The sequence below is a fragment of the Bradyrhizobium sp. USDA 4369 genome, from assembly GCF_054056435.1.
On sequence record NZ_JBSRYH010000001.1, the window covers coordinates 980,951 to 1,007,950 of the forward strand.

17 protein-coding genes and 2 pseudogenes are annotated in these 27,000 nt (G+C 65.8%); 8 read left to right on the forward strand and 11 right to left on the reverse strand.

Annotated elements, in window-relative coordinates:
• Nucleotides 1–314 precede the first annotated feature (314 nt).
• Both ACVIJ6_RS04665 and ACVIJ6_RS04670 read right to left on the reverse strand, forming a co-directional pair.
• Nucleotides 315–464, reverse strand: coding sequence for a hypothetical protein (locus tag ACVIJ6_RS04665; RefSeq protein ID WP_012041653.1), 150 nt, complete (start codon nt 462–464; stop codon nt 315–317).
• 620 nt (nt 465–1,084) lie between these two features.
• Nucleotides 1,085–1,930, reverse strand: a complete 846-nt coding sequence (locus tag ACVIJ6_RS04670; protein ID WP_456771689.1) for a protein-L-isoaspartate O-methyltransferase family protein — start codon at nt 1,928–1,930, stop codon at nt 1,085–1,087.
• A 270-nt stretch (nt 1,931–2,200) separates the two neighbouring features.
• Here ACVIJ6_RS04670 and ACVIJ6_RS04675 point away from each other — a divergent pair, with 270 nt between their 5' ends.
• Complete coding sequence (locus ACVIJ6_RS04675) at nt 2,201–2,911, forward strand: hypothetical protein (protein ID WP_456771690.1); 711 nt, start codon at nt 2,201–2,203, stop codon at nt 2,909–2,911.
• Here the strand turns inward: ACVIJ6_RS04675 and ACVIJ6_RS04680 are convergent.
• Together ACVIJ6_RS04680 and ACVIJ6_RS04685 are read right to left on the reverse strand one after the other, a co-directional pair.
• The gene (locus tag ACVIJ6_RS04680; protein WP_456771691.1) at nt 2,901–3,749 is read right to left on the reverse strand and encodes a tetratricopeptide repeat protein; all 849 of its coding nucleotides are present in this window, start codon (nt 3,747–3,749) and stop codon (nt 2,901–2,903) included. The genes ACVIJ6_RS04675 and ACVIJ6_RS04680 overlap by 11 nt on opposite strands.
• Nucleotides 3,750–3,827: 78 nt before the next feature.
• Nucleotides 3,828–4,775: an alpha/beta fold hydrolase gene (locus ACVIJ6_RS04685; protein WP_456771692.1), complete on the reverse strand. Its 948-nt coding sequence runs from the start codon at nt 4,773–4,775 to the stop codon at nt 3,828–3,830.
• Nucleotides 4,776–4,965: 190 nt separating this feature from the next.
• Between ACVIJ6_RS04685 and ACVIJ6_RS04690 the strand changes: the two genes are divergently transcribed.
• Nucleotides 4,966–5,442: an Hsp20 family protein gene (locus ACVIJ6_RS04690; protein ID WP_284422908.1), complete on the forward strand. Its 477-nt coding sequence runs from the start codon at nt 4,966–4,968 to the stop codon at nt 5,440–5,442.
• Nucleotides 5,443–5,753: 311 nt separating this feature from the next.
• Here ACVIJ6_RS04690 and ACVIJ6_RS04695 read toward each other — a convergent pair whose 3' ends face one another.
• The gene (locus ACVIJ6_RS04695; protein WP_456771693.1) at nt 5,754–6,842 is read right to left on the reverse strand and encodes a hypothetical protein; all 1,089 of its coding nucleotides are present in this window, start codon (nt 6,840–6,842) and stop codon (nt 5,754–5,756) included.
• A 559-nt stretch (nt 6,843–7,401) separates the two neighbouring features.
• Here ACVIJ6_RS04695 and gltB point away from each other — a divergent pair.
• Both gltB and ACVIJ6_RS04705 read left to right on the forward strand, forming a co-directional pair.
• A pseudogene (gene gltB, locus ACVIJ6_RS04700) lies at nt 7,402–12,139 on the forward strand (glutamate synthase large subunit).
• Between the two features lie 363 nt (nt 12,140–12,502).
• Nucleotides 12,503–13,952 (forward strand): annotated as a pseudogene (locus ACVIJ6_RS04705) (glutamate synthase subunit beta).
• 902 nt (nt 13,953–14,854) lie between these two features.
• On the opposite strand, the gene ACVIJ6_RS04710 reads toward ACVIJ6_RS04705, so the two are convergent.
• The 3 genes from ACVIJ6_RS04710 to ACVIJ6_RS04720 all read right to left on the reverse strand — a co-directional run bounded on the left by ACVIJ6_RS04710 (nt 14,855) and on the right by ACVIJ6_RS04720 (nt 17,659).
• The gene (locus ACVIJ6_RS04710) at nt 14,855–15,670 is read right to left on the reverse strand and encodes an arylamine N-acetyltransferase family protein (RefSeq protein ID WP_456771694.1); all 816 of its coding nucleotides are present in this window, start codon (nt 15,668–15,670) and stop codon (nt 14,855–14,857) included.
• Nucleotides 15,671–15,685: 15 nt separating this feature from the next.
• The gene (locus tag ACVIJ6_RS04715) at nt 15,686–16,501 is read right to left on the reverse strand and encodes an arylamine N-acetyltransferase family protein (RefSeq protein ID WP_456771695.1); all 816 of its coding nucleotides are present in this window, start codon (nt 16,499–16,501) and stop codon (nt 15,686–15,688) included.
• Between the two features lie 156 nt (nt 16,502–16,657).
• Nucleotides 16,658–17,659, reverse strand: a complete 1,002-nt coding sequence (locus tag ACVIJ6_RS04720) for a KpsF/GutQ family sugar-phosphate isomerase (RefSeq protein ID WP_456771696.1) — start codon at nt 17,657–17,659, stop codon at nt 16,658–16,660.
• A gap of 214 nt (nt 17,660–17,873) precedes the next feature.
• Between ACVIJ6_RS04720 and ACVIJ6_RS04725 the strand changes: the two genes are divergently transcribed.
• Together ACVIJ6_RS04725 and ACVIJ6_RS04730 are read left to right on the forward strand one after the other, a co-directional pair.
• A complete protein-coding gene (locus tag ACVIJ6_RS04725; protein ID WP_456771697.1) occupies nt 17,874–19,580 on the forward strand; it encodes an outer membrane beta-barrel protein in 1,707 nt (568 codons plus the stop codon).
• A 173-nt stretch (nt 19,581–19,753) separates the two neighbouring features.
• Nucleotides 19,754–20,911 (forward strand): IS481 family transposase, encoded by a 1,158-nt coding sequence (locus ACVIJ6_RS04730; protein WP_456771698.1) that lies wholly within the window; start codon nt 19,754–19,756, stop codon nt 20,909–20,911.
• A 78-nt stretch (nt 20,912–20,989) separates the two neighbouring features.
• Here the strand turns inward: ACVIJ6_RS04730 and ACVIJ6_RS04735 are convergent, their stop codons facing one another.
• From ACVIJ6_RS04735 to hemH, 3 genes are all read right to left on the reverse strand, one after another.
• Complete coding sequence (locus ACVIJ6_RS04735) at nt 20,990–21,436, reverse strand: NfeD family protein (RefSeq protein ID WP_456771699.1); 447 nt, start codon at nt 21,434–21,436, stop codon at nt 20,990–20,992.
• A gap of 15 nt (nt 21,437–21,451) precedes the next feature.
• Complete coding sequence (locus tag ACVIJ6_RS04740) at nt 21,452–22,456, reverse strand: SPFH domain-containing protein (RefSeq protein WP_456771700.1); 1,005 nt, start codon at nt 22,454–22,456, stop codon at nt 21,452–21,454.
• Between the two features lie 190 nt (nt 22,457–22,646).
• Nucleotides 22,647–23,702, reverse strand: a complete 1,056-nt coding sequence (gene hemH, locus ACVIJ6_RS04745) for a ferrochelatase (protein ID WP_456771701.1) — start codon at nt 23,700–23,702, stop codon at nt 22,647–22,649.
• 95 nt (nt 23,703–23,797) lie between these two features.
• Between hemH and ACVIJ6_RS04750 the strand changes: the two genes are divergently transcribed.
• Both ACVIJ6_RS04750 and shc read left to right on the forward strand, forming a co-directional pair.
• Nucleotides 23,798–24,205, forward strand: coding sequence for an MAPEG family protein (locus ACVIJ6_RS04750; RefSeq protein WP_456771702.1), 408 nt, complete (start codon nt 23,798–23,800; stop codon nt 24,203–24,205).
• 212 nt (nt 24,206–24,417) lie between these two features.
• A complete protein-coding gene (shc, locus tag ACVIJ6_RS04755) occupies nt 24,418–26,472 on the forward strand; it encodes a squalene--hopene cyclase (protein WP_456771703.1) in 2,055 nt (684 codons plus the stop codon).
• Nucleotides 26,473–27,000: the final 528 nt, after the last annotated feature.

A 27,000-nucleotide genomic window follows, 5' to 3' on the forward strand; every position in this document is an offset into this window, starting at 1 on the left:
GTGACGACCGCGATACGCCCCTCCTCGCGGAAGCCGGACGACGCAGACACTACACGAATTCCGAAATTCGTAAATCGGAATATTTTTCATCGCAGGGCTGGACAGCGCCTCGCGCCGCGCTGGCGTCGGGCAAATCAACCTCGCGCAACCTGCTGCCCCGCGCCACCTTGAACGGAAACGTCAGAACTGCGTCACGCCTGAGAGTCGGATGCGGCCAAGCCGCGCGAGCGAGGCAAGTCGCGCACGCGGGAGATGGTATCGGGAGCAGATCTCAGTTGCTTGGACGGCGCAGGGCGCTGTGTCCAAGGAATGCATCAGAGCATCTCAGCCGGGCTGATATTGACGCCCTGTTGGACCAGCACGAGAGAAGCGACGACGCCCGTCAACGCGAACATCGCCACCAGACCAAATCCGGAGTTGAGCGCATGGGGGGCAACCAGGTATTTTGCGACCTTCACTAACATGAATTCCTCCTGAATATTACTAATAGGCATCACTAGAGCGAGGGCGCGTTACTAGGGCGTTTCCTGAGCGGACCACCTCGGCGCGTGGTGAATGCATCCTTGAATGCGCATCGTGTCCGGTATGAACGGGGACTTAATCCGATGCGGAGTCCGGTCATTTTTCAACTTGCCGGACGCCGGAGGCACAGAAATAAGTTGAGCGCCACGTCACCCATCGTCTGACGACGTGTCATGAGCGGCGGATGCAACCGTCTCTCTCGCCAGAGACAGGAACGATTGTGTATGGTCACTCAACTGATCAGCGGCGCCTCGCACGGGCCGTGCAACCAAGGGACGGTGCGTCCCCCCGTCGGCGCATCGGACCATATCGGACCGCGATCATCGAACTCACTCCCCCCCTGCGCGGCCAGCCCCGATCATTGGCATATTCGGCGCCGAGACCGGATGGTCCGTCAATCTCGACTTCGATCCGGCCGGCCTGCGCTGCACGATGCAGTTCAGTGTCGAGGACGAACATGACGAAGTCCGACTAACGGGATGAGACTCGGACGAGCGGCGACGAACATTCGCCCCGCGGCGTTTGAGTTCGGCCAGGGAGCATGGAGCAGAGCAAGCGGAATTCAATCAGCGTCAGACGCCTCCGATGTCGACAGCCACCACCCGTCACCGGCAAACCAGCAGCTGTCGTCGGAGGCCTCATCGAGTCGCAACGAACGCACCGCCTGCCAATTCTTGGCGAAGGCGGCTTCCAGGCGGCGCCCGGCATCCTCGTCTTGGAGACCCACGCAGCCGATGAATCCGGCACGGCTCACGAACCTTGCTGGCCACACCGAGCCTCGATCCGGACGCGTGATCAGAAGCATGCCGCCAAAGACGCCCTGTGGCGCGAGCGGGAACAACAACCGTCCTCCCGGTCGGAGTGCGTCCAGCCAGGATCGGCTCGGCTGCGCCGCTCCGGCGCAAACGTAGATCAGGTCCGCCGGGGGCAGATCAGAGGCGGCGCCGGTCTGCCATCTCAACTCGACATGCGGCAGGTGCGTCAGGTTCGGGCGCGCCCGCGCCGCCATCGCCTCGTCGATCTCATACCCGTAGACTCGGCCCTGTTGACCCACGAGATAAGCAAGGATCGCTGTGTAGTAGCCGCTGCCCACCCCGACCTGCACCACGGTGTCCCCCGGTTTGATCTCGCAGGCGCCGATCCAAAGCGCATGCGCCGCGGGTTGGCCGATATTGATCCCACGCTCATGATCCAGCGCGACCAGCAGGTTCTGATAGAGAAATGCCGGATCATCGTCGGGCGTCTGCACATAGGGATGGGCGCCGATGATCATCCACCACGGGCCCGGTCCGGCGAAGGGCTCCCTCGGCACGGAGCGGAAGGCCTCCTCGATCATGGGATTCTGGAGCTTGGCGGAGGTGCAGATCAATTTGGCGTAGAAGGAACGATATTTCTCTGATCGGTCCATGCAGCCTCCGAGCCTGCGGCGAGCTGGCCGATCCTACACGCCGGCTGGGCGCGGGGAAGTTCACAATGCGCGGCGCCCCAACCTGTAAGGAACGCATTTCGCCCGGGAGAGTAGCAAGACCTGAACGCCGAACGTCGTCACAGAGCGTCCTGGCTGAGGGCAGTGTCGCCACTTTGCTGAGCCCGCCATGTCGACTCATACGGCTTGCAAATCGCCGATCGGCGCGCTTCCGTGCGGATGTTCACCGATCACCGAGGAGCCGCGGCGCCGATGTCCGAGACCGATCCCCTCACGCTCAAATTCCGCTGCCCCAGGGAACTCGAAGGCCTGATCCCGCAACCGGTGCCGGCGCCGATGGGTGTGCCGGACTGGGTGAAGACGATGCCGGCGACGGCATTCAGCGCGCTCAACCAGGCCGAGGAGCAGACGGTCAAGCGCTGCCCACCCTTCATCGACGCGATGACCACGGGCTTTCTCATTCCCCTGATCTGCGATCTCCGGGTCGAGGACGACGGCATCAGCTGGGACAACGAACTGCCGCCGGGCGGCGCGATCGACTTTCCGCGTTCGCCGGTCAGCTTCCATGACGTCGCGCAGGTCACGGGATCGCCGCTGTTCGAGGCCGATCGTTTCCTGCTGAAATTTCACAATCTGTGGACCATCGAGGCGCCGGAGGGCTGGGCGCTGCTGTTCACCCATCCCCTCAACCGCTTCGACCTGCCGTTCACCACCGTCACCGGACTGGTTGACAGCGATCGCTTTCACGACAGCTTCGTGCATTTCCCGGCGCATTGGCACGACACGGCGTTCCGCGGCGTGCTGCCGAAGGGCACGCCGGTGGCGCAGTGCATTCCGGTGAAACGTCAGACCTGGGCGATGCAGACCTCGGCCTTCACCGCGGAGGAGATCGCCGAGATCCACGAGGTGCGCGACGCCCTGAAGCGCGAGACCGGCGTCTATCGCAAGCGGTTCAGGGCTTGAGGGCGGCGGGGCCGTCGGCCTGCAGGAACTTCGCCGCATCGCTCGGCCGGAAGAAGAAGCGGCCATGCGAGCTGACGACCATCGTATAGGCCGCGCGACTCAACAGATGCGGCCGGCCGCGCACCACCGTGCGCAGCGCCGCCTCGCCCCCGGCGCGGTCGCCCATCTCCATCAGGCACATTGCGAGGTTGGCGCGGGTCTGCGTGTCCTCGGGCCGCAGGCCCAGCGCATGTTTGTAGGTGCCCGCGGCCTCCGCATAGTCGCCATCCAGAAATTGCACCCAGGCGAGCTCGATCAGGATGTCCGGACGACCCGGCGCGGCCTCGCGCGCCGCGACAAGGTTGGCGCGGGCGCGGGCACGATCATTGGCCTGGAGGCAGAGGCGGCCGAGATCGAGCTTGAGGTCGACGCTGTCGGGCGCGAGCGCCAGCGCGTCCTCGATGACTGCGACCGCCTCGGTGAGCTCGGCAGATTTGGCGAGCCGTCCGGCCAGTTCCTGGAACGCCGGCAGAAATGGCGGGCGCCGCGCCGCCGTCTTGCGCAGTTGGGCGATGCCGTCGGCCCCGCGCCGGGATTCGCACAAGGCCGCGCCGAGCAGCGTCTCGATTTCCGGATCACTGCCGCGCAGGATCGCCTTCTCGAGCGGTACAACCGCCTCGCCGGCGCGGTGCTGGCCGAGCAGCGCATGGGCATAAACGAGCAGCGCGGCGCGATCCGTCTTGGCCGTGCGCAGGATCGACGCCGCGATCTGCTCCGCACGGGCGAACTGCCGCCCACGCAGCGCGTGGATCGCCTCCTGCAGCGCCTGGGCCTGCAACCTGTTCTGCGCCTTGCTCACGACCTGCCGTTACAACGCGGGGGACGGCCGATAGCTCTAGCCCGCAGGCTGAAGGGTGTCCAGCAACGGCGTCACAGCTCAGCCGAACAGCGGTGTGCCCGGAACGAAGGCGTCGAAGGCGGCCCAGAACTGGGCGCGGTAGCGGTCCTGCTCCTGCAGGATCTCATGCTTGGCGCCGGCGATGACGAGATGCGAGCCGGCCCGCAGATGATACGCGAACTCCTCGATTGCCGCGGTCGACACCACGGTGTCGCTGGAGGCCGCCAGCATCAGGATCGGCTGGCGGATCTGCGAGGGATAGGTCATGCCGCGAAAGGTCATCATCGCCGAGAAGGCGGCGTCGGCCCAGGCCACCGTCGGCGAGGCAATCCCGAGCGTCGGATCCTCCTCGATGATCGCCGCATTGCGCGCATAGCGGACCGGATCCGACGTCAGCGGATTGTTGACGAAGGGCGCGAGCCCGCTGATCTCGTCCGAGCCGCCCGGCACGGTACGGCCGCCCTGCCCGGCGATGCGCATCGCGCGCAGCAGCAGCCGCGCCGGCAGCGCGGTGCGGTTGCCCGGCAGGTCGATCATCGGCGCCGACAGCACCACGCGGTCGAACCAGCGCTTGCCGGCATGCGCGAGCCTGAGCAACACGGTGCCGCCCATCGAATGCGCCAGCGCGAAGTAAGGCGGCGGGCAATCCGGCAGCACGACCTGCGTGACGAAGGTCTCGACGTCGAGCTCGTAGTCGGAGAAGGAGCGCACATAGCCCTTGCGGGAATCACGCAGCCGCCGCGACGAATGGCCCTGGCCGCGCCAGTCGATGATGGCGACGGCAAAGCCGCGGTCGCGTAGATCGCGCACCGTCTCGAAGTACTTTTCGATCATCTCGCTGCGGCCGGTGAACACGCAGACGGTGCCCTTGCGCCCGGCCGGCGGCGCCCAACGCGCAAAGCGCAGCTCGGCGCCATCGGGAGTCTTGATGGTGCCGGCCGTGGCGTTTTCGGGGACGGGATTGGCGGGAATCGAGACGAGCGTCATGAGGCGTCCATCGAATAGGTGAAAGGCGCTGGGAATCAAGGGGCGGAACGGCAAAAAGAGCCGGTTTTGGGCGGCTTGAAAGCTCAAACGATCGCCCCATATCGAATTTGTGCAGGCCGTCAGGCTGCACGACAGCCCGGCCCGATGGCGGGCGGGTTAGCCAAACAGTCGCTCAATGGAGGACTTGACCATGCGTACCTATGATCTCACCCCGTTCTATCGTTCCACCGTCGGCTTCGACCGTCTGTTCTCGCTGCTCGATCAGGCGACCGCCGAGCCGAGCCCCGGCTATCCGCCCTACAATATCGAGCGCACCGGTGAGAACGCCTACCGCATCACCGTCGCCGTTTCCGGCTTTGGCAAGGATGAGCTCTCCCTCGTCGCGAAGGAAAACACGCTGACGATCAAGGGCGAGAAGGCCGCCAATGAGAACGGCAAGAAGGCTGAGGTGCTGTATCGCGGCATCGCCGCCCGGGCCTTCGAGCGTTCGTTCCAGCTTGCCGACCACGTGGTGGTGAAGAACGCAAGCCTCGAAAACGGCCTCCTCCATGTCGACCTCGTGCGCGAGATCCCCGAGGCCAAGAAGCCGCGGTCGATTCCGATCTCGACCAACGCGAAGGCCGAGCAGCCGGCGATCGAAGGCTCGGCCGAGAAGGCCGCCGCGTAACCGGCACGACAGCTCATCAGGAATACCAACGCCCCGGGCAACCGGGGCGTTTTTTTTGTGGGGGGATCGTCCTTGGCCCCTCGCCTCCGCTCCGCGGCCGGCGCCCTGAAACGATCGTGACGTTTTCGGCGGCCGCTCCGCATCCAGCGGTCCTGCCCGCGAAGGCGGGCATCCAGTACGCCGAGGCCGTCATGAGCAAGGTGAGGCCCCGGTGTTTACCGGATCGCCCGGTCAAGCCGGGCGATGACAGTTGGGGCTGGGGCAAGAGCGGGGGCCGACAGCCTGCCGGCGACGTCTCCTCCAGCCGACGTCTAATCCAGCCCCTGGGCCGGCGGCATCTTTGACGTCGGCAGGATCTGCGGGGCCGGCCTGGCGGGGGCCGCGGCGATGGAACCGGTCGTCTGCGGGGCGGCCGCTGCCGACTGGACGGGCTTGGCTTCGGAAGGCTTGGCTTCGGAAAGCTTGGCGTCCAAAGGCTTCGCCTCGGGTACCTTCGCTTCCAAGGGCTTGGTCTCTGATGCCTTGATCTCTGGTGCCTTCGTCCCCGGTGCCTTGATATCCGGTGCCTTGGCCTCAACCGGCTTGCTCTCGCTTGCCTTGGGCTGCTCCGCCTTGGGCTGCTCTAGTTTCGCCTCGACCGGCCTCGTGTCGGCCGGCCTCACGTCCGCGGGCCTGGCATCCGCCGGCTTGATGTCGGCCGGCCGGGGCGCAGCCGGCTTGGGAGCCTCGGCCGGCTTCGGCGCGAGCGCGGCGGTCTGCGGCGAGGGCGCCGCCGGACGGACAGCCGGTGCGGCGACCCGCGGCGACGCGGCGGTCGCGATGCGCGGTGCGGCCGGCATCGGCGGCGCCAGCCGCGGATCGGCGCGGATCACGGTCGGGGGCGGCAGCCGGTCGAGGCCGCCGCGCGGCGCTGGCTCGTAGCGCATCCGCTCATACTGTTCGCCCCACTGGAATGCGGGAACGAAGCGGATGATGCGCCCCGAGCGGGCGTCGACCACCAGCTTGCCATCCTCACCGTCGCGATCGAGCACCGCCACGACATAGACATTGCCGCGCTGCCGCGGCGCGCCCAAGGGCGAGAAACCATTGTCGCGCAGGATTGCATAGACCTCATGCACCGGCAGGAATGCCGGCGCATAGCCGTAATCCGGCTGGTAGCCGTCCTGGCGGTAAGCCGGCGCTGGCGGCGTGTAGCGCTGATCGCGATAGCCGTAATCGGCGCCGGGGCCATAGCCGTAGCGCGGTGGCGCGGGGACCGCGGCCGGCAGATCCTGATAGGGCTCATCGATATCGGAGACCGCCGTATAGGGCGCCCGCGCTCCGGCCGGGCCAAACGGCTCGGCCTGCGCGGCAAAGGCCGCAAGCAACGAGGCTGACACGGCTCCAACTAGCAACTTCATGGCTCAAAGCTCCTGCATGCCCCCGCACGTGAAGCTGTTCGCTTCTCTCAAGTGGTGCGACGTTCGGCCGTGATTCCGGCGGCCCTGGGTCGGAGACAAGGCGGGATCGCGGCGCTGGGTGTCGAAATCGCGCGCGGCGCGTGATCGGCCGCAGCCCGCGGGGCGTTCCTTGCACAGCAGATTGTCTGGGATTTCTGCGCCGCCGCAAAGCGCGGCCGGGGGACTCGGCCGCCCTTGTGTGCTAGCATGAACTTTGGCATTGAGCGGGTTAGGACAGAATTGCTGTCTAAAATTTCGTTGCAAAGGTGAGTGAGACTTTGCAATGATGTTACTGCGCTCTGGGGACACCTGCTTGGGACACCTGGGCGCTGCGACATGAACAGGCCGTGGCTGTCTGGCGGGGACTTTGTCACCCGGACCCTGGCTTGAACTCTGCAAATGCGGCTCGCTGAGAAGGACGAGCGTTGGCCCCGGAGAGGGGCCCGCGCAGCGCCCCGGGTGCGCCGGACGATACCGGTACTGTGGTGAAGGCCCTGACCATTAATTTATGGGGACGGATATGAGCGGATCGAAGGTCGAGCACGGAAAGTTGGGCGGCGCGGTGCTGGCGGCGGATTCGCATGAAAAACCGGCCGAGATCACCCACGAATTGCATACATGGCGCCCGGACGCTGAGGGTCTCTATGACCCCTCGCAGGAGAAGGATTCCTGCGGCGTCGGCTTTATCGCCAACATCAAGGGCCAGAAGTCGCACCAGATCGTCGCGGATGCGCTGAGCATCCTGTGCAATCTGGAGCATCGCGGCGCCGTCGGCGCCGATCCGCGCTTCGGCGACGGCGCCGGCATCCTGGTGCAGATCCCGCACGCCTTCTTCGCGCGCAAGGCGAACGAGCTCGGCTTCACGCTGCCCGCCCCCGGCGAATACGCCATCGGCGCGCTGTTCATGCCGCGCGACGAGGCCTGGCGGAACGTCATCAAGAGCATCATCGCCGACCAGATCGAGGAAGAAGGCCTGGTGCTGCTCGGCTGGCGCGACGTGCCGACCGACAATTCCTCGCTCGGCGTGACGGTCAAGCCGACCGAGCCGCGCAGCATGCAGGTGTTCATCGGCCGCAACGGCGCCGCCAAGACCGAGGACGAATTCGAGCGCAAGCTCTACATCCTGCGCAAGTCGATCTCGCAGGCGATCTATCAGCGTCGCGACCGCGGCATGTCGGGCTATTATCCGTGCTCGATGTCGTGCCGGACCGTGATCTACAAGGGCATGTTCCTGGCCGACCAGCTCGGCAAGTACTACGCCGACCTGCACGAGCCGGACTTCGAGAGCGCGCTGGCGCTGGTGCATCAGCGCTTCTCGACCAACACCTTCCCGACCTGGTCGCTGGCGCATCCCTACCGGATGATTGCGCACAACGGCGAGATCAACACGCTGCGCGGCAACGTCAACTGGATGGCGGCGCGGCAGGCGTCGGTGTCGTCGGAGCTGTTCGGCAAGGACATCAGCCGGCTCTGGCCGATCTCCTATGAAGGCCAGTCCGACACCGCCTGCTTCGACAACGCGCTCGAATTCCTGGTGCAGGGCGGCTACTCGCTGCCGCACGCGGTCATGATGATGATCCCGGAGGCGTGGGCCGGCAATCCGCTGATGAGCGAGGAGCGCCGGTCGTTCTACGAATATCACGCCGCGCTGATGGAGCCGTGGGACGGCCCCGCCGCGATCGCCTTCACCGACGGCCGCCAGATTGGCGCCACGCTCGACCGCAACGGTCTCAGGCCGGCGCGCTATCTCGTGACCAAGGACGATCGCATCGTGATGGCGTCCGAGATGGGCGTGCTGAAGATCCCGGAGGACCAGATCGTCACCAAGTGGCGGCTGCAGCCGGGCAAGATGCTGTTGGTCGACCTCGTCGAAGGGCGCCTCATTCCCGACGACGAGATCAAGGCGCAGCTCGCCGCCAGCCATCCGTACCAGGAATGGCTCACGCGCACCCAGATCCAGGTCGAGAAGCTGCCGGACGCGCCGACCACGGGCGCGCGCACCAACCTGCCGCTCCTGGATCGGCAGCAGGCGTTCGGCTACACGGCCGAGGACATCAACATCCTGATGACGCCGATGGCCGCCACCGGCGAGGAGGCGACGGGCTCGATGGGCAACGACGCGCCGATCTCGGCGCTGTCGGACAAGCCGAAGCTGCTGTTCACCTACTTCAAGCAGAACTTCGCCCAGGTCACCAATCCGCCGATCGACCCGATCCGGGAGGAGCTGGTGATGAGCCTGGTCTCGATCATCGGTCCCAGGCCGAACCTGTTCGACCTCGAAGGCGTCGCCTCGACCAAGCGGCTCGAAGTGCATCAGCCGATCCTGACGGATGCGGACCTTGAGAAGATCCGCTCGATCTCGGAGGTGTCCGACAGCCACTTCGTCTCGCGCACGCTCGACACCACCTTCGACGCGAGCCTGGGCGCTGCCGGCTTCGAGCAGGTGCTCGACGATCTCTGCGGCCGCGCCGAAGCAGCGGTGCGCGAAGGCGTCAACATCATCATCCTGTCCGACCGCATGGTCTCAGGCGACCGGATCCCGATTCCGTCGCTGCTGGCCTGCGCCGCCGTGCACCATCATCTGATCCGCACCGGGCTGCGCACCTCGGTCGGCCTGGTCGTCGAATCCGGCGAGCCGCGCGAGGTGCATCACTTCGCCTGTCTGGCCGGCTACGGTGCCGAGGCGATCAATCCGTATCTGGCCTTCGAGACCATCATCGCGCTCAAGGACAAGCTGCCGGGCGCGCTGAGCGACTACGAGGTCGTCAAGCGCTACATCAAGTCGATCGGCAAGGGCCTGCTCAAGGTCATGTCGAAGATGGGCATCTCGACCTACCAGTCCTATTGCGGCGCGCAGATCTTCGACGCGGTCGGTCTCAAGGCCGAGTTCGTGCAGAAGTTCTTCTACGGCACCCACACCCGCATCGAAGGCGTCGGCCTCGCCGAGATCGCCGAAGAGACCACGCGCCGTCACCGCGACGCGTTCGGCGACGCACTGGTCTACAAGACCGCGCTCGATGTCGGCGGCGAATATGCCTACCGCACCCGCGGCGAGGACCACGCGTGGACCGCGGAATCGGTCGCAACGCTGCAGCATGCCGTGCGCGGCAACTCGAAGGAGCGCTATCAGGCGTTCGCCAGGCTGCTCAACGAGCAGTCCGAGCGCCTGCTGACCCCTGCGCGGCCTGTTCCGGATCAAGTCGGCCGAGGACGACAAGCGCAAGCCCGTCCCGCTCGACGAGGTCGAGCCGGCGAAGGACATCGTCAAGCGTTTCGCCACGGGTGCGATGTCGTTCGGCTCGATCTCGCGCGAGGCGCACACCACGCTCGCGATCGCTATGAACCGGATCGGCGGCAAGTCGAACACCGGCGAAGGCGGCGAGGAAGCCGACCGCTTCAAGCCGCTGCCCAACGGCGATTCCATGCGCTCGGCGATCAAGCAGGTCGCCTCGGGCCGGTTCGGCGTGACGACGGAATACCTCGTCAACTCCGACATGATGCAGATCAAGATGGCGCAGGGCGCGAAGCCCGGCGAAGGCGGTCAGCTGCCCGGCCACAAGGTCGACGCCACCATCGCCAAGGTGCGCCACTCGACCCCGGGCGTCGGCCTGATCTCGCCGCCGCCGCATCACGACATCTACTCGATCGAGGATCTCGCGCAGCTGATCTACGACCTGAAGAACGTCAATCCCGACGGTCAGGTCTCGGTGAAGCTCGTGTCCGAAGTCGGCGTCGGCACCGTTGCGGCCGGCGTCGCCAAGGCGCGCGCCGACCATGTGACGATCGCGGGCTTCGAGGGCGGCACCGGCGCCTCTCCCCTCACCTCGATCAAGCATGCGGGCTCGCCATGGGAGATCGGCCTTGCCGAGACGCATCAGACCCTGGTGCGCGAGCGGCTGCGCAGCCGCATCGTTGTCCAGGTCGACGGCGGCTTCCGCACCGGCCGTGACGTCGTCATCGGCGCGCTGCTGGGCGCCGACGAGTTCGGCTTCGCCACCGCGCCCTTGATCGCCGCCGGCTGCATCATGATGCGCAAGTGCCATCTCAACACCTGCCCGGTCGGCGTCGCCACCCAGGACCCGGTGCTGCGCAAGCGCTTCACCGGCCAGCCCGAGCATGTGATCAACTACTTCTTCTTCGTTGCGGAGGAAGTCCGCGAGATCATGGCGGCGCTCGGCTACCGCTCGTTCAACGAGATGGTCGGCCAGACCCAGATGCTCGACCAGTCCAGGCTGGTCGCGCATTGGAAGGCCAAGGGCCTCGACTTCTCCAAGCTGTTTGTGAAGCAGAAGGCGGAGCCGGGGCAGAAGATCCACCACGCCGAGAAGCAGGATCATCACTTGGAGGCCGTGCTCGACCGCAAGCTGATCGAGCAGGCGCGGCCCGCGCTCGACCGCGGCGCACCGGTCAAGATCGAGGCCGAGATCAACAACACCGACCGTTCGGCGGGCGCGATGCTCTCGGGCGCGGTGGCGAAGATCTACGGCCATGCCGGCCTGCCGCAGGACACCATCCATGTCAGCCTGAAGGGCACCGCCGGCCAGGCCTTCGGCGCCTGGCTCGCCAACGGCGTCACCTTCGAGCTCGAAGGCGAAGGCAACGACTATGTCGGCAAGGGCCTGTCGGGCGGCCGCATCATCGTCAAGCCGCCGCGCAACTCCGGCATCGTGCCGGAGGAGTCGATCATCGTCGGAAACACCGTGATGTACGGCGCCATCTCCGGCGAGTGCTTCTTCCGCGGCATCGCCGGCGAGCGCTTCGCGGTGCGTAATTCGGGCGCGGTCGCCGTCGTCGAGGGCGCGGGCGATCATTGCTGCGAATACATGACCGGCGGCATCGTGGTCGTGCTCGGCAAGACCGGGCGCAACTTCGCGGCCGGCATGTCGGGCGGCGTCGCCTATGTGCTCGACGAGGCCGGCGACTTCGACAAGCATTGCAACATGGCGATGGTCGAGCTCGAGCCGGTACTGTCGGAGGAGATGATTGCCGAGGACACCTACCACCAGATGGGCGACCTCGAGGCGCATGGCCGTGTCGACGTGTTCAAGAACCTGCTGGCGTCCGATGTCGAGCGCCTGCACGTCCTGATCTCGCGCCACGCCAAGGCGACGGGCTCCAAGCGCGCCGCCGACATCCTGGCGAACTGGAAGGACTATGCGCCGAAGTTCCGCAAGGTCATGCCGGTCGAGTACCGCCGCGCGCTTCGCGAGCTCGCGGCCAAGACGGATGCCGAGCCGAAGATCGCGATTGGGGCTTGATATCGCCCCTCATGGTGAGGAGGCGCGTCGGCGCCGTCTCGATCAAGAGGCCAACAGCAGCGGGGCCTCGCCCTTCGAGACGCGGCGAAGACGCCGCTCCTCAGGGTGGGGGTCGAAAGGTGAGACGTCATTGCGAGCGCAGCGAAGCAATCCAGGGCCCAGAAGAAAGTCTGGATTGCTCCGTCGCCTTCGGCTCCTCGCAATGACGAAGTGAGAAACGAACGGGCCTCATCCTTCGGAAGCGGCGAAGACGCCGCTCCTCAGGATGAGGATGAAGAGCAGAATGTTGATCCCTCGTGGCGAGAAGGCGTGAAAGCGCCGTCTCAACCCATGAGGCCCGAGCAGTCAGGGACGTCACAGGTCATGGGCAAGGTCACAGGTTTTCTCGAAATCGAGCGGCACGATCGCAAATATGCGGCCGGTTGCCGAGCGTCTGAAGAACTTCAACGAGTTCGTGGTGCCGCTCTCCGAGAAGGAGCTGCGCGACCAGGCGGCGCGTTGCATGAACTGCGGCATCCCGTATTGCCACGGCACCGGCTCGGCCGCGCCGGGCACCACCGGCTGCCCGGTCAACAACCAGATCCCGGACTGGAACGACCTCGTCTACAACGGCAACTGGGAAGAGGCCGCGCGCAACCTGCACTCGACCAACAACTTCCCGGAGTTCACCGGCCGCATCTGCCCTGCCCCCTGCGAGGCATCGTGCACGCTGAACATCGACGACAACCCGGTCACCATCAAGACGATCGAATGCGCGATCGTCGACAAGGCCTGGGAGAATGGCTGGCTCAAGCCGGAGCCCGCGGTGGTCAAGACCGGAAAGAAGGTCGCGATCGTCGGCGCCGGCCCCGCCGGGCTCGCGGCCGCGCAGCAGCTCGCGCGCGCCGGCCACGAGGTCCACGTCTACGAGAAGAACGCGAAGGCCGGCGGTCTTCTTCGCTACGGCATTCCCGACTTCAAGATGGAGAAGGGCATCATCGACCGCCGCATCACGCAGATGGAAGGTGAAGGCGTGACCTTCCATTACGGCGTCAATGTCGGCGGCAAGGATGACCTCGATGCGAAGTCGCTCTTGAAGGATTACGACGCCGTGGCGCTCACCGGTGGCGCAGAAGCGCCGCGCGATCTGCCGATCCCCGGCCGCGATCTCTCCGGCATCCACTATGCGATGGACTTCCTGCCGCAGCAGAACCGCCGCGTCGGCAACGAGCCGGTCAACACCACCGAGATTCTCGCCGGCGGCAAGCATGTCGTCGTGATCGGCGGCGGTGACACCGGCAGCGACTGCATCGGCACCTCGCTGCGCCAGGGCGCGCTGTCGGTGACCCAGCTCGAGATCATGCCGGCGCCGCCGGAGCGCGAGAACAAGGCGCTGACCTGGCCGAACTGGCCGCTCAAGATGCGGACCTCGTCGAGCCAGGCCGAAGGCGCGGTGCGCGAATTCGCGGTGCTGACGCAGAAGTTCGAAGGCGAGAACGGCGCGGTCAAGAAGCTGCACTGCGTGCGCGTCGACGCGCAGTTCAAGCCGATCCCGGGCACCGAGTTCGTGCTGGCAGCCGATCTCGTCCTGCTGGCGATGGGCTTCGTCCATCCGGTGCATGAGGGCCTGCTCAAGAGCCTCGGCGTAGACCTCGACCCGCGCGGCAACGTCAGGGCCAACCTGACCGACTACCAGACCTCGCTGCCGAAGGTGTTCTCCGCCGGCGACATGCGCCGCGGCCAGTCGCTGGTGGTGTGGGCGATCCGCGAGGGCCGCCTGTGCGCCCAGGCGGTCGACAAGTTCCTGATGGGCAAGACCGACCTGCCGCGCTGAGCGCGGCCCCCGCAGCGCCAAGCTTCAGCTGGACCCCACCTCCGCGATAACGGTGCCCTCCCCTTCCCCTTGCGGGGTGGGGGTCTCGGGCGCTGAACGCCGTCGAATTCGCCGGCGTTTCAACAAAGCCAGTCGCCGCTCTCACCAACGTTCTTCATCTGGTTCAGCGATACGCTCCGTCATTGCGAGGAGTGCAGCGACAAAGCAATCCAGGGCCGCGCAATCGACTCCGGATTGCTTCGCTCGCAATGACGTTGTGAGGTCGTAGCCTCCAACGAGCCCCTGCTCGCGGACCGAGTGTCAGCGCCCATCATTCGGAGCCGGACTCGTGGCCCCCATCCCCGCCCTCTCTCCGCAAGGGGCACCGCCAATGCTGTCAGATCTGGAGTCCAGTTTTCCAAGAAACAATCCAAGAAAAAAGGGTGGGGACTTCCTCGACATGAGTCTCCGTTCGGCCTGAAGTGGCAGGTCAGGCCGGCGTTTCATCATCGATCGGATGAGCGTCGAAGCGTCAGGATCGACGTTTCACCGTGAAGCCCCCACCCGTCCTGGCCATGGGCCAGCTCGGATGAGCCGCGCCGCGCGCGGCTCTGATCTCAGAACGGGTGCGGCCGTGTCAGGCGGCCGCATTGCCCAGTGCTTTATGAACTCCGCAGGATTTCGCGTGCCGCGCGCATCGCGATGGCCGTCATGTCGGACAATCCCCACTCTTCGCCGGCAGACGCCGCGATCCCCTCCGGTTCACGCAACCTAAACGTGCATCTCCTAAGATAGACCAAACGGCATCGCCAGCATTCCAATCAAATGCGGCGCGGGTCTCGACGATTTGCGCCCGCTCATCGTCATGAGAGCAACATCAGTTCGATGACCGAACGTCTCGTTACCGCATCAGAATACCGCCGTCAACTCGTGGTCCGCGTCCACAGGTCCTCGATCGGGACAGGCGGCGTCACCCGAAAGATGTCGTCGATCACGTGGCCGAGTTCCGCGGCGCTTGCGAGGGCGCGCTCCTCGATCACCTCGCCATCGCGGTCCTGCCGCGTGTAGCGGCGGCTGACCAGCTTGTGCCGCGCGCCGCGCGCGACGCGCTCCATCATCAGCGTGTGCGTGGCTGGCACGTTCGGGCTGGTCGAGGTGTACCAGCTACCGAGCACGTAGTCGGCATGGATCTGCGGCGCGAGGTCGAACGCATACATCATCCGCCAGCCGCTCGGCTGTTTTGCGCTGATTGTGTAGAGCCCGTTCCACATGCCGATGCGAAACGTGCCCATCGGCGTCCGCTGCTCCGGCCCGACCTCAAGCCGGATCGGCGCATCCATCATGCAGATGCCGAAGCCGACATCGACCAGATGCGGACGGCCCTCGACCTCGACCAGCAACATCATGTGCTGACGCGGCCCGAGCGGATCTGATGGCGCCGAGCGCCAGCGCACGCGCCCTGTCAAACCGACAACCTTGAAGCCGATCGCCTCCAGCACCGCCTGGAACAGCACATTCTGCTCGAAGCAATAGCCGCCGCGGCGGCTCAGCACGAGCTTCTGCTGCACCGACGGCAGATCGACATGGACCGGACGTCCCATCAGCGGATCGAGCGCCTCGAACGGCAGCGCATCGACATGCGCGGCCTGGAGCGCTGCGAGGGTTGCCAGATCGGGCGCGAGCGGCGCGCGATAGGCGATGCGGGCGAGATAGGAATCCAGTTGAAGCTCAGTCGCCATCGCACCGTCGCCCCGTCAGCTTTCGATCCGGGCCCAGATCATGTCCGCCGGCACCGGAAGCGTCAAACCAAACAGCTCGTCGATCACACGATGCAGCGCCTGCGGCGATTCGACGATGCGCTCGCTCCTCACCTCGCCGTCACGCGCCTCGATGACGAGGCGGCGGTTGACCAGCCGGTAGCGCGCATCGCGCGTCAGCCGCTCCAGCACCAGCATCGAGGTGAACGGCGTGAACGGGCTGGTCGAGGTGTACCAGTTGCTGAGCACGTAGTCGGCGTGGAGCTGCGGCGCGAGGTCGAACACATACATCGTGCGCCAGCCAGCCGGCTGCCTGGCCGCGAGCCAGTACAGGTCGTCCTCCCGGGTCAGACGGAACGTGCCCATCAGGGTCGGCTGTTCGATGTCGGGCACCATCCGCAACGGCGTATCGAGCAGGCAGGAGCCGAAGCCGACATCGGCGATGTGAGGCCCGTCCGGCAGGTCGACCTTGAGCATCATGTGCGTGCGGGGCGTCAGCGGCGCATCCGCATCGAGCCGCCAGCGCACCCGCGCCGACAGCGGCGTGACGGCAAAGCCGATCGCCTCCAGCGCGGCCTTCAGCAGCGCGTTCTGCTCGAAGCAATAGCCGCCGCGGCGGCCGTCGACGATCTTGGCCTGGACCGCCGCGAGATCGATGTTGACGGGCCGGCCGAGCAGCGGATCGATGCCCTCGAACGCGATCGCATCGACATGCGCCGCCTGCAATGCGGCGAGCGTCTCGAAGGTCGGCGCCAGCGGCCCGCGATAGCCGATGCGGGCGAGATATTTGTCGAGGTCGAATTCAGGGGGCATGCGACAGCTCTCAGCGGCAGGCGCGGTGGGTTGTCATGGCGAGCGCGGGCGACCTGTCCGCCGTCGCGCGAAGAGCGGAGGTGGAAGCAATCCAGCGCTCGGCAAGACATCTGGATTGCTTCGGAGCTGCGCTCCTCGCAATGACGGCGATTGAGATCACGCCACCCCGGCCCGCAGCAGATCGTGCATATGCAGGATGCCGACCGGCTTTGCGCCATCGGTGACGATCAGTGTGGTGATCTTGGCGGAGTTCAGGATCTCCAGCGCCTCGGAGGCGAGCGCCTCGCGGCCGACGGTGCGCGGATTCGCGGTCATGATCTCGTCGACCGCGACCGACAACAGATCCGCACGCATCTTCCGGCGGAGATCGCCGTCGGTGATGATGCCGGCAACATGGCCGCGGCCGTCGACGATGACGACGCAGCCGAGGCCCTTGGCCGACATCTCGGCCAGCGCGTCAGCCATGCCGGTGCCCAGCGGCTTCAGCGGCACCGCGTCACCCGAGCGCATCAGGTCGGAGATGTGCTTCAGCATGGCGCCGAGCTTGCCGCCCGGATGGAAATTGGCGAATTCCAGCGCGGTGAAGCCGCGGCCTTCGAGCAGCGCGATCGCCAGCGCGTCGCCGATCGCGGCCTGCATCAGGGTCGAGGTGGTCGGCGCAAGGTTGTGCGGGCAGGCCTCGCGCGCCTTCGGCAGCTCGAGCACGATGCGCGCCGCCTGGCCCAGCGACGACTGCGCGTTCGAGGTGATGGCGATCATCGGGATGGCGAAGCGCTTGGTGTAGTTGACCAAGGTCTTCATCTCCGGCTGCTCGCCGGACCAGGACAGCGCGATGACGACGTCGTCAGAGGTGATCATGCCGAGATCGCCATGACCGGCCTCGGCGGAATGCACGAAGAAGGCCGGCGTGCCGGTCGAGGCCAGGGTCGCGGCCATCTTGCGGGCAACATGGCCCGACTTGCCCAGCCCGGTCAGGATCGCACGGCCCTTGGCCTGCCGGATCAGCGCGACGGCGGCGGCGAAGGCCGCGCCCAGCGAGCCGCGCAACGCCGCTGAGATCGCGGCAATGCCGTTGCTGCCGGCGTCGAGCGTCCGCAGCGCCGATTGAATGTCCGCATTGGCGGGAGTGGCTTCGGTCAACGGCTTCGATCTCGGCATTCGCGCTTCCAAGGCTCAGATTCCAAGGCTCAGCAGTCAAGGCTCAGACAGTCAAGGCTCAGACAATCAAGCGCCGCTCTTTAGCATGGGTAAGGCCGTGAGGCCTCATCAACAGCCCATTAACCATATTTGTTTTTACTCTCTTAACGGCGGAATTTGCCGACGGCGCCCGGCCGCTCGGCTAAATATTTGATTTGTTGGGGTTTTAGGAATCGTGGGGTGGAGCCCTGACAGCAGCCGCGCGGCGCGCGCGCGGCGATGGCGCGACGCCCCGGCCGCATGCCTGCTGCTCGCTGCCCTCAGCGGCGGCGCGGCTCAGGCGCAGACCATCGACGCGCTTCGACCTGTTCGCGACGGCTTTCTGGCCCCGCAGGATTCGCCGCTGCGGCGGACCGTCGTGAGCGGGCTGTCCGATGCAGCTCCGGCGCCCGGCGTCGACACCCCCACCTCGGCCAGCTCCCCGCCGCGGCAGACCGGCGCGCCACTGCCCGGCAGACCCGCCGCCAGCGGAGCGGCCGACACTGGCTATGATTCGCTCAACCGGACCCGCAAGAAGCCGCGCTACTACCCGGCGCAGCCGCGGCCCAAGCCGCCGCCGGGACCCGGCACGCGCCCATCCGGCGAGCTGACGGGACAATTGCGCCCCACCCTGCCGCCGTCCGCTTCGGCCAACAGGCCGCCAATCCCCGCCGCCATGGCAGGCACGGTGCCCGGACAACCGCCGCGCAAGCGACTGAAGATCGATGACGACCCGTTCGGCGCCGTCGGCGACTATGCCGGCCCGTTCCTGGTCAAGGGCGCAGTCGAGCTCTCGGCGGGCTATGACAGCAATCCCGCTCGGCTTGGCAATCCGCGCGGCATGGCCGCCTGGATGATCGCGCCGGAATTCCTGGCGGTGTCCAACTGGGAGCGCCACGCCCTGGTCGCCGACCTGCGCGGCTCCTTCACCGGCTATGGCAGCACGCTGCCGGCGCGGCTCGATGGCGGGGTCAATCCGGCGCCGACCACGCTCGACCGTCCCGATTTCACCGGCCATATCGATGGCCGCCTCGACGTCAGCCGCGATACCTCGATCGGCGCCCAGCTGCGGCTGCGCGCGGCCACCGACAATCCCGGCAGCCCGAACGTGCAAGCGGGGCTGGCGCGCTATCCGGTCGCCACCACGCTGGGCACCACGATCGGCATCGACCAGCGCTTCAACCGCCTCCAGATCTCCGCCGGCGCAACCGCCGACCGCACCAGCTATCAGCAGAGCAAGCTGACCGATGGCTCGGCGACGTCGAACGACGACCGCAACTTCAACCAGCATGGCGGCGTCGGCCGGATGTCCTACGAGATCATGCCCGGCCTGAAGCCGTTCGCCGAAATCCAGGGCGACAGCCGCGTGCATGACCAGCGATTCGATCGCGCCGGCTATCAGCGCGATTCCGCGGGCGGCTACGCCAAGGCCGGCAGCTCGTTCGAATTCACGCGGTTGCTCACCGGCGAACTCTCGATCGGCTATGCGACACGCAGCTATGTCGACCCGCGGCTCAACCGGCTGCAGGGTTTTCTGACGTCGGCCTCCTTGGTGTGGTCGGCGACGCCGCTGACCACCGCGCGCTTCCTCTCGGATACGCAGCTCGCCGAGACCACCGTGGCCGGCGCCTCCGGCGTGCTGGTGCGCACCTACACCGTGCAAGTCGACCATGACTTCCGGCGCTGGCTGACCGGCATCGGCAAATTCAGCTTCGGCACGCTCGACTATCAAGGCTATGGCCGCAGCGACCGCACCTATTCGGCTGAAGGCAACCTCGTCTACAAGATGACGCGCAGCCTCTGGGTCAAGGGCTCGCTGCGCTACGAAAAGCTGGACTCCAATATCACCGGCGCCGGCTCATCGGGCACCGTGGTGATGCTGGGGGTGCGCTTGCAGAACTAGTCTCCGGCCTCTCCTCGTCATTGCGAGGAGCGAAGCGACGAAGCAATCCAGGGCTACCCGCGCGACTCTGGATTGCTTCGCTGCTGTTTAGCCCGGGGACATGGCTGACGGGTGTTCGGGGACATGGTTGACACGTCAAAATCGGCTCGATTCGTCAAACAAGGGGGCGAGCGATGCCGTGGCGAGAGGTGTCTGTCATGGATCAGCGACGAGAGTTTGTGATGCTTGCCAAGCAGGAGGGAGTAAACCGGCGGCAGCTGTGTCGGCAGTTCGGCATCAGCCCCCAGACCGGCTACAAGTGGATCCAGCGGGATGATGCTGGCGATACGACGCTGGCGGACCGATCGCGGCGGCCGCATCGGAGTCCGGAGCGCACGGCGGCTGCGACTGAGCAGCAGATTGTCGCGCTGCGCGATGCTCACCCGGCCTGGGGCGCGCGCAAGCTCGCACGTCGTCTCGAGCGCGATGGGCAAGCTGTCCCGGCGATATCCACCGTGCACTCCATCCTGCGCCGTTACGATCGCGTGAGCGAGCCTGCAGGCACGCCCGGGCAGCCCTACACGCGCTTCGAGAAGGATGCGCCCAATCAGCTTTGGCAGATGGACTTCAAGGGGCACAGCGCGCTGGAGAACGGCGTGTCCTGTCATCCGCTGACGGCGTTGGACGACCACTCGCGCTTCTCCTTGTGCCTGGCCGCCTGTGACAACGAACGAGGCTCTACGGTACAAGGCCATTTGGAGACGACGTTCCGCCGCTACGGACTGCCGGATGCGATGTTCGTCGACAATGGCGGCCCCTGGGGCTTCACCCTTGAAGACCCCTGGACCACGCTGACGGTGTGGCTTCTGAAGCTCGGCGTCCGAACGATCCACAGCCGGCCCTACCATCCTCAGAGCCGGGGCAAGAACGAACGCTTCCACCGCACCTTGAAGGCCGAGGTCTTTGCCCTCAAGCGCTATCGCGACCTGATCGACGTCCAGCGGGCGTTCGACGACTGGCGGGCCGTCTACAATCTCGACCGGCCGCACGAGGCGTTGGACTTCGATGTGCCCGCAAGCCGCTATCGACCCAGCCAGCGCACGATGCCGGATCGCCTTCCGACGGTGGAATACGACGATGGCGAGATCGTCCGTTCGGTATCCACCACCAAGGCCTATGTCAGTTTCAAGGGACGGCTCTGGAAAGTCCCGCAAGCCTTTCGCGGTGAGCGGCTCGCTATTCGTCCGCTCAGTTCCGACGGAAAATTCGGAATTTTCTTTGCCGCGCATCAGATCGCAGCGATCGATTTGCGCTGCCCGAAAAGTGTCAACTATGTCTCCGAACAGGTGTAAGCTATGTCCCCGCTCTGAACACTGCGCCCGCAATGACGCGGTGAGGGCATCGCATCAAGCGCCCACCCGCCCGCAACACTACGCCGCCGTCACCGTCAGATGCGCGCCGTCGGCCTGCACGATGCGGACGCGGCTGCCGGCCGGCGTGTCGGGGCCGGCGACGCGCCACACCGTGTCGTCGATGCGGACGGTGCCGTTGCCGTCGATGATCGGCTTCTCCAAGGTGAACTCGCGGCCGACCAGCGCAGCGGAGCGGCGGTTCAGATAGGGATTGTCGCTGGCCGCCGCGGCACCGTTTCGCGCCAGCCGCCGCCACAGCGGCACGGCCGCGATGGCGAACAGCGCAAACATGAGGATCTGCAGCTGCCATCCCGGCGCAAAGGCGAACGACAGCAGGCCGACCAGGAGCGCGGCGAGCCCGAGCCAGAACATGAAGACGCCCGGCGCCAGCAGCTCCAGCGCCATCAGGATGATGCCGAAGATCAGCCAGTTCCAGGTGCCGAGCGTGACGAACATGTCGCTCATGGTGACCTCCCTGCGTCAGGCCTGCGGCGGGGCCGGCGGTTTCGGCGGCGTGCCGGCCGACGGCACCGAGCCGCCGCTGCGGCGCGCGGCCACGGCCGAGGCCGCGCTCTCGCCGAACGTCGCCTTGGCGATCTCGCCGATGCCGCCCAGCGACGCCAGCATGCCCGTCGCCTCGATCGGCAGCATGATCACCTTCTGGTTCGGCGAGTCGGCGAGCTGGCCGAACGCCTTGATGTATTTGTCGGCGATGAAGTAGTTCAGCGCGGCGACGTCGCCCTGCGAGATCGCCTCCGACACCATCTGCGTCGCCTTGGCCTCGGCCTGTGCCGCGCGCTCGCGCGCCTCGGCGTCGAGGAACGCCGACTGGCGGCGGCCTTCCGCCTGCAGGATCTGGCTCTGTTTCGCACCTTCCGCGCGAAGAATCTCCGACTGGCGCTGGCCCTCGGCCTGCAGGATGTCGGCGCGCTTGACGCGCTCGGCCTTCATCTGCCGGCCCATCGCCTCGACCAGATCCGCCGGCGGCACGATGTCCTTGATCTCGATGCGGTTGACCTTCAGCCCCCATGGCGACACCGCGGCGTCGACGACGCGCAGCAGCCGCTCATTGATCTCGTCGCGATGCGACAGCACCTGGTCGAGATCCATCGAGCCCATCACCGAGCGGATGTTGGTCATGGTCAGCGTGATGATGGCCTGGTTGAGGTTGGCGACCTCGTAGCTCGCTTTCGCCGCGTCGAACACCTGGTAGAAGGCGACGCCGTCGACCGTCACCGTGGCATTGTCCTTGGTGATGACCTCCTGCTCGGGGATGTCGATCACCTGCTCCATCATGTTGATCTTGCGCCCGATGCGATCAAAATAGGGCACGATGATGTTGAGGCCCGGCGACAGGGTGCGGGTGTATTTGCCGAACCGCTCGACAGTCCAGTCGAACCCCTGCGGCACGGTCTTCACGCCGGAATAGAGGGTGAAGATGGCCAGCAGCACCAGCGCTATGGCGAAAATGTCGAAACCGCTCATGGATCCTCCAAGGGAGGAGACGGTCGTCTCCTCACCAGCCTCTGCAGCAGTCACAATCTGGGGATTGCTGCATGATTTTGTCGGGGGTCCGATGGGCGCGGTTCAGGAACTTATTTTCGTCGCGGCTGCGCGCATTCATCTTGCGTCAGCCTGCGAGCCAACCTAGCAGGCCCGCAATACCGTCGCGGGCTCAGAGCCAGCCCTGCAGCTCGCGCAAGACGAGCTGCCGCAGCACCTCCATGCCGGGAGCGCTGTCGTTCAGGCAGGGCACGGCTGAGAATTCCTCGCCGCCATTATGCTTAAAGATCTCGCAATTCTCGCCGGAGATTTCCTCCAGGGTTTCGAGACAGTCGGCGGCGAAGCCCGGCATCACCACGGCGATGCGCTTGACGCCGTCCTTGGCGAGCTTCTCGATTGTCTTGTCGGTATAGGGCTGCAACCACTCCGAGAAGCCGAAGCGCGACTGGAAGGTCAGGAGCAGCTTGGTGTCGTCCATGCCGAGCCGCTTGCGCAGCAGTTCGGTGGTGGCCACGCACTGCTCGCGATAGGGATCGCCCTTGTCGACATATTCCTTCGGCATGCCGTGGAACGAGGCCACGATCAGCTCGGGCTTGTAGGACAAGGTCTTGAGGTGCTCCTCGATCGAGACTGCGAGCGCCTCGATGTAGAAATCGTCGTTGTAATAAGGCGGCGTCACCCGCAGCGTCGGCTGGGCGCGCAGCTCGGTCAGCACGCGGAACGCCTCGTCACAGACGGTCGCCGAGGTCGCGGCCGAATATTGCGGATACAGCGGCACCACCAGGATGCGGTCGCAGCCCTTGGCCATTAGGCCATCGACTCCGGCCTTGATCGAGGGATTGCCGTAGCGCATCGCCCAGTCGACGATCACGTGGCTGCGATCAGCGAGCGCGGCGGACAGCTTCTCGCTCTGCGCGCGGGTGATGGTCTTCAGCGGCGATTCGTTCTTTTCGGTGTTCCAGATCGACTGGTAGTCCTTGGCCTTCTTGCGCGGCCGGACGTTGAGGATGATGCCGTTGAGAATGATCTTCCACAGCAGGCCCTGGTCCTCGATCACGCGCCGATCGGACAGGAATTCCTTGAGATAGACGCGCACGCCGGCGGCATCGGCCGTGTCGGGCGTCCCGAGATTGACCAGCAGCACGCCGACGCGCGCGGTGTTCGCTGCCGGCAACGGCAGGGCATTGTCAGGAGACCTGGCATTGTCGAAGGAAATGGCGGCGGTCATGATGCCCGTGACTGGTGAAGGGCGTGGCTTGGCGGCTTGTTTCGACATTGTCAAGATAAGGGCCATTTCACCGATGTCATCGGGCTGGAGGAGCCATGACGATTGCAGAATTGTGCATTTTCGCCAGCGTAATGCTGTACCTGTTAACGATCGCGCCCGTGAAGTGGATCAGCGTCGACGGCGCCGGGCGCTACGATCATGCGCGGCCCCGTGATCCCGCGTTTTATGACGGCGGCATCCGCGAGCGGGCGCTGGGCGCCCATCAGAACGGCATTGAGGCGTTCCCGTTCTTTGCCGCCGCCGTGCTGCTGGCCGAGTTCCGCGGCGCGCCGCAGAACTTCATCAACGAGCTCTCGGTGCTGTTCCTGATCGTGCGCACCGCCTATGTTCTGACTTATGTTGGCAACCGTCCCTCGCTGCGCTCGATCCTGTGGGCGATCGGCTTTTTGATCACGGTCGCGATCTTCTTCCTGCCCCTGCTCCGCCATATCCTGCCGCTTTGAGCGAAGCTGCCGCCGGGCGTGCGACGCGTCACATCCGCGTGCCCGGCCGGATGCTAATCAAGAAAGTCAAAGACCTCCGTCTGTACGCCGTCTGTTTCCTTTTTGATCCAGTCCGCTACGGCCAGTTGATTGGATTTGGCGGCGAAATTCCCTATAGGGCGGGGTGAATTCGACGGCTGTCGCGGCGCTATGAGGCCGCCAGAGGGATTGTGATGACTGTGACCAGCTCGGCCTCCGCGCGTGCGACGCGCGACCCGGGAAATTATCAGACTGCCCTGCAATCGACGGTGCGGGCGGCGGCGGATTGGCTGATCGCCAACCAGAAGCCGGACGGCCATTGGGTCGGCCGCGCCGAGTCCAATGCCTGCATGGAGGCGCAATGGTGCCTCGCGCTGTGGTTCATGGGGCTCGAGGACCATCCGCTGCGCAAGCGCCTGGGCCAGTCGCTGCTCGACAGCCAGCGCCCCGACGGCGCCTGGCAGGTCTATTTCGGCGCCCCCAATGGCGACATCAACGCAACTGTCGAGGCCTACGCCGCGCTCCGCTCGCTGGGCTTCCGCGACGACGAGCCGGCGGTGCGCCGGGCACGGGACTGGATCGAGGCCAAGGGCGGCCTGCGTAACATCCGCGTCTTCACCCGCTACTGGCTGGCGCTGATCGGCGAATGGCCGTGGGAGAAGACGCCGAACATCCCGCCCGAGGTGATCTGGTTTCCGCTCTGGTTTCCGTTCTCGATCTACAATTTCGCGCAATGGGCTCGCGCCACCTTGATGCCGATCGCCGTGCTCTCGGCGCGGCGGCCGAGCCGGCCGCTGCCGCCGAAGAACCGGCTCGATGCGCTGTTTCCGCATGGACGGAAGGCATTCGACTACGAGCTGCCGATCAAGGCCGGCGCCGGCGGCTGGGACAGGTTCTTCCGCGGCGCCGACAAGGTTCTGCACAAGCTGCAGAACCTCGGCCACCGTCTCAATCTCGGCCTGTTCCGCCCGGCGGCCACCAGCCGCGTGCTGGAATGGATGATCCGCCACCAGGATTTCGACGGCGCCTGGGGCGGCATCCAGCCGCCCTGGATCTATGGCCTGATGGCGCTCTATGCCGAAGGCTATCCGCTCAATCATCCCGTGGTCGCAAAGGGCCTCGACGCGCTGAACGATCCCGGCTGGCGCGTCGATGTCGGTGACGCCACCTACATCCAGGCCACCAACAGCCCGGTCTGGGACACGATCCTGACCTTGCTCGCCTTCGACGATGCCGGCGTGCTCGGCGATTATCCCGAGGCCGTCGACAAGGCGGTCGATTGGGTGCTGCAGCGCCAGGTGCGCGTGCCCGGCGACTGGTCGATGAAGCTGCCGCATGTCAAGCCCGGCGGCTGGGCGTTCGAATACGCCAACAACTACTATCCCGACACGGACGACACCGCGGTCGCGCTGATCGCGCTGGCGCCACTGCGCCACGATCCCAAATGGAAGGCCAAGGGGATCGACGAGGCTATTCAGCTCGGCGTCGACTGGCTGATCGGCATGCAGAGTCAGGGCGGCGGCTGGGGCGCGTTCGACAAGGACAACAACCAGAAGATCCTGACCAAGATCCCGTTCTGCGATTATGGCGAGGCGCTCGATCCGCCCTCGGTCGACGTCACCGCCCACATCATCGAGGCGTTCGGCAAGCTCGGCATCTCGCGCAACCATCCGTCGATGGTGCAGGCGCTGGACTATATTCGCCGTGAGCAGGAGCCGAGCGGTCCGTGGTTCGGCCGCTGGGGCGTCAATTACGTCTACGGCACCGGCGCGGTGCTGCCGGCGCTGGCCGCGATCGGCGAGGACATGACCCAGCCCTATATCGGCCGCGCCTGCGACTGGCTGGTTGCCCATCAGCAGGCCGATGGCGGCTGGGGCGAGAGCTGCGCCTCCTACATGGATGTCAGCGCGGTCGGCCGCGGCACGACAACGGCCTCGCAGACCGCTTGGGCGCTGATGGCCTTGCTCGCCGCCAATCGTCCCCAGGACAAGGACGCGATCGAGCGCGGCTGCATGTGGCTGGTCGAGCGCCAGTCCGCCGGCACCTGGGACGAGCCGGAATTCACCGGCACCGGCTTCCCCGGCTACGGCGTCGGCCAGACCATCAAGCTGAACGATCCCGCGCTGTCGGAGCGCCTGATGCAGGGCCCGGAACTGTCCCGCGCCTTCATGCTCCGCTACGGCATGTACCGCCACTACTTCCCGCTGATGGCGCTCGGCCGCGCGCTACGCCCGCAGGGGCATGGGTAAATCCCAGACGCAAATATCACCCCATCGTCATTGCGAGCCATCTCGTCGCGCGACGCGCGATGAGATGAGCGAAGCAATCCAGAGTCTGGTCCACAGCCCTGGATTGCTTCGCTGCGCTCGCAATGACGCTGTGGCGATAGTTCTTGCAGCCACGTGATGCCAGGTTGTGGATAGAGAGGCGACAAGCACCATTGTCTCCGCGGCTTTGAGCCAGGACCCATACACGCTGCCGAGGCACGCCGCTGGCAGCCGCGTCCACCTGATAGCATCCCCGGTATGGGTCCCTGCGTTCGCAGGGACGACACCGGTTGCGAGGCTCACTTTAGCCAAGCAGCACACTGTCGTCCCTGCGAACGCAGGGCCCCATAACCACAGGAAGCGGTTTGAGGCAGGCGGGCAACTACCAGTTCGCGCATCACGACCGCCGCAGAGTATGAGTCCCGGGTCGGCGCCACGACCGCGCTCGCGCGCGCTCGTGGCTTGCCCGGGGCGACACCGTTGGTGTTGCGCGATAAGGGGCTCCTTCGA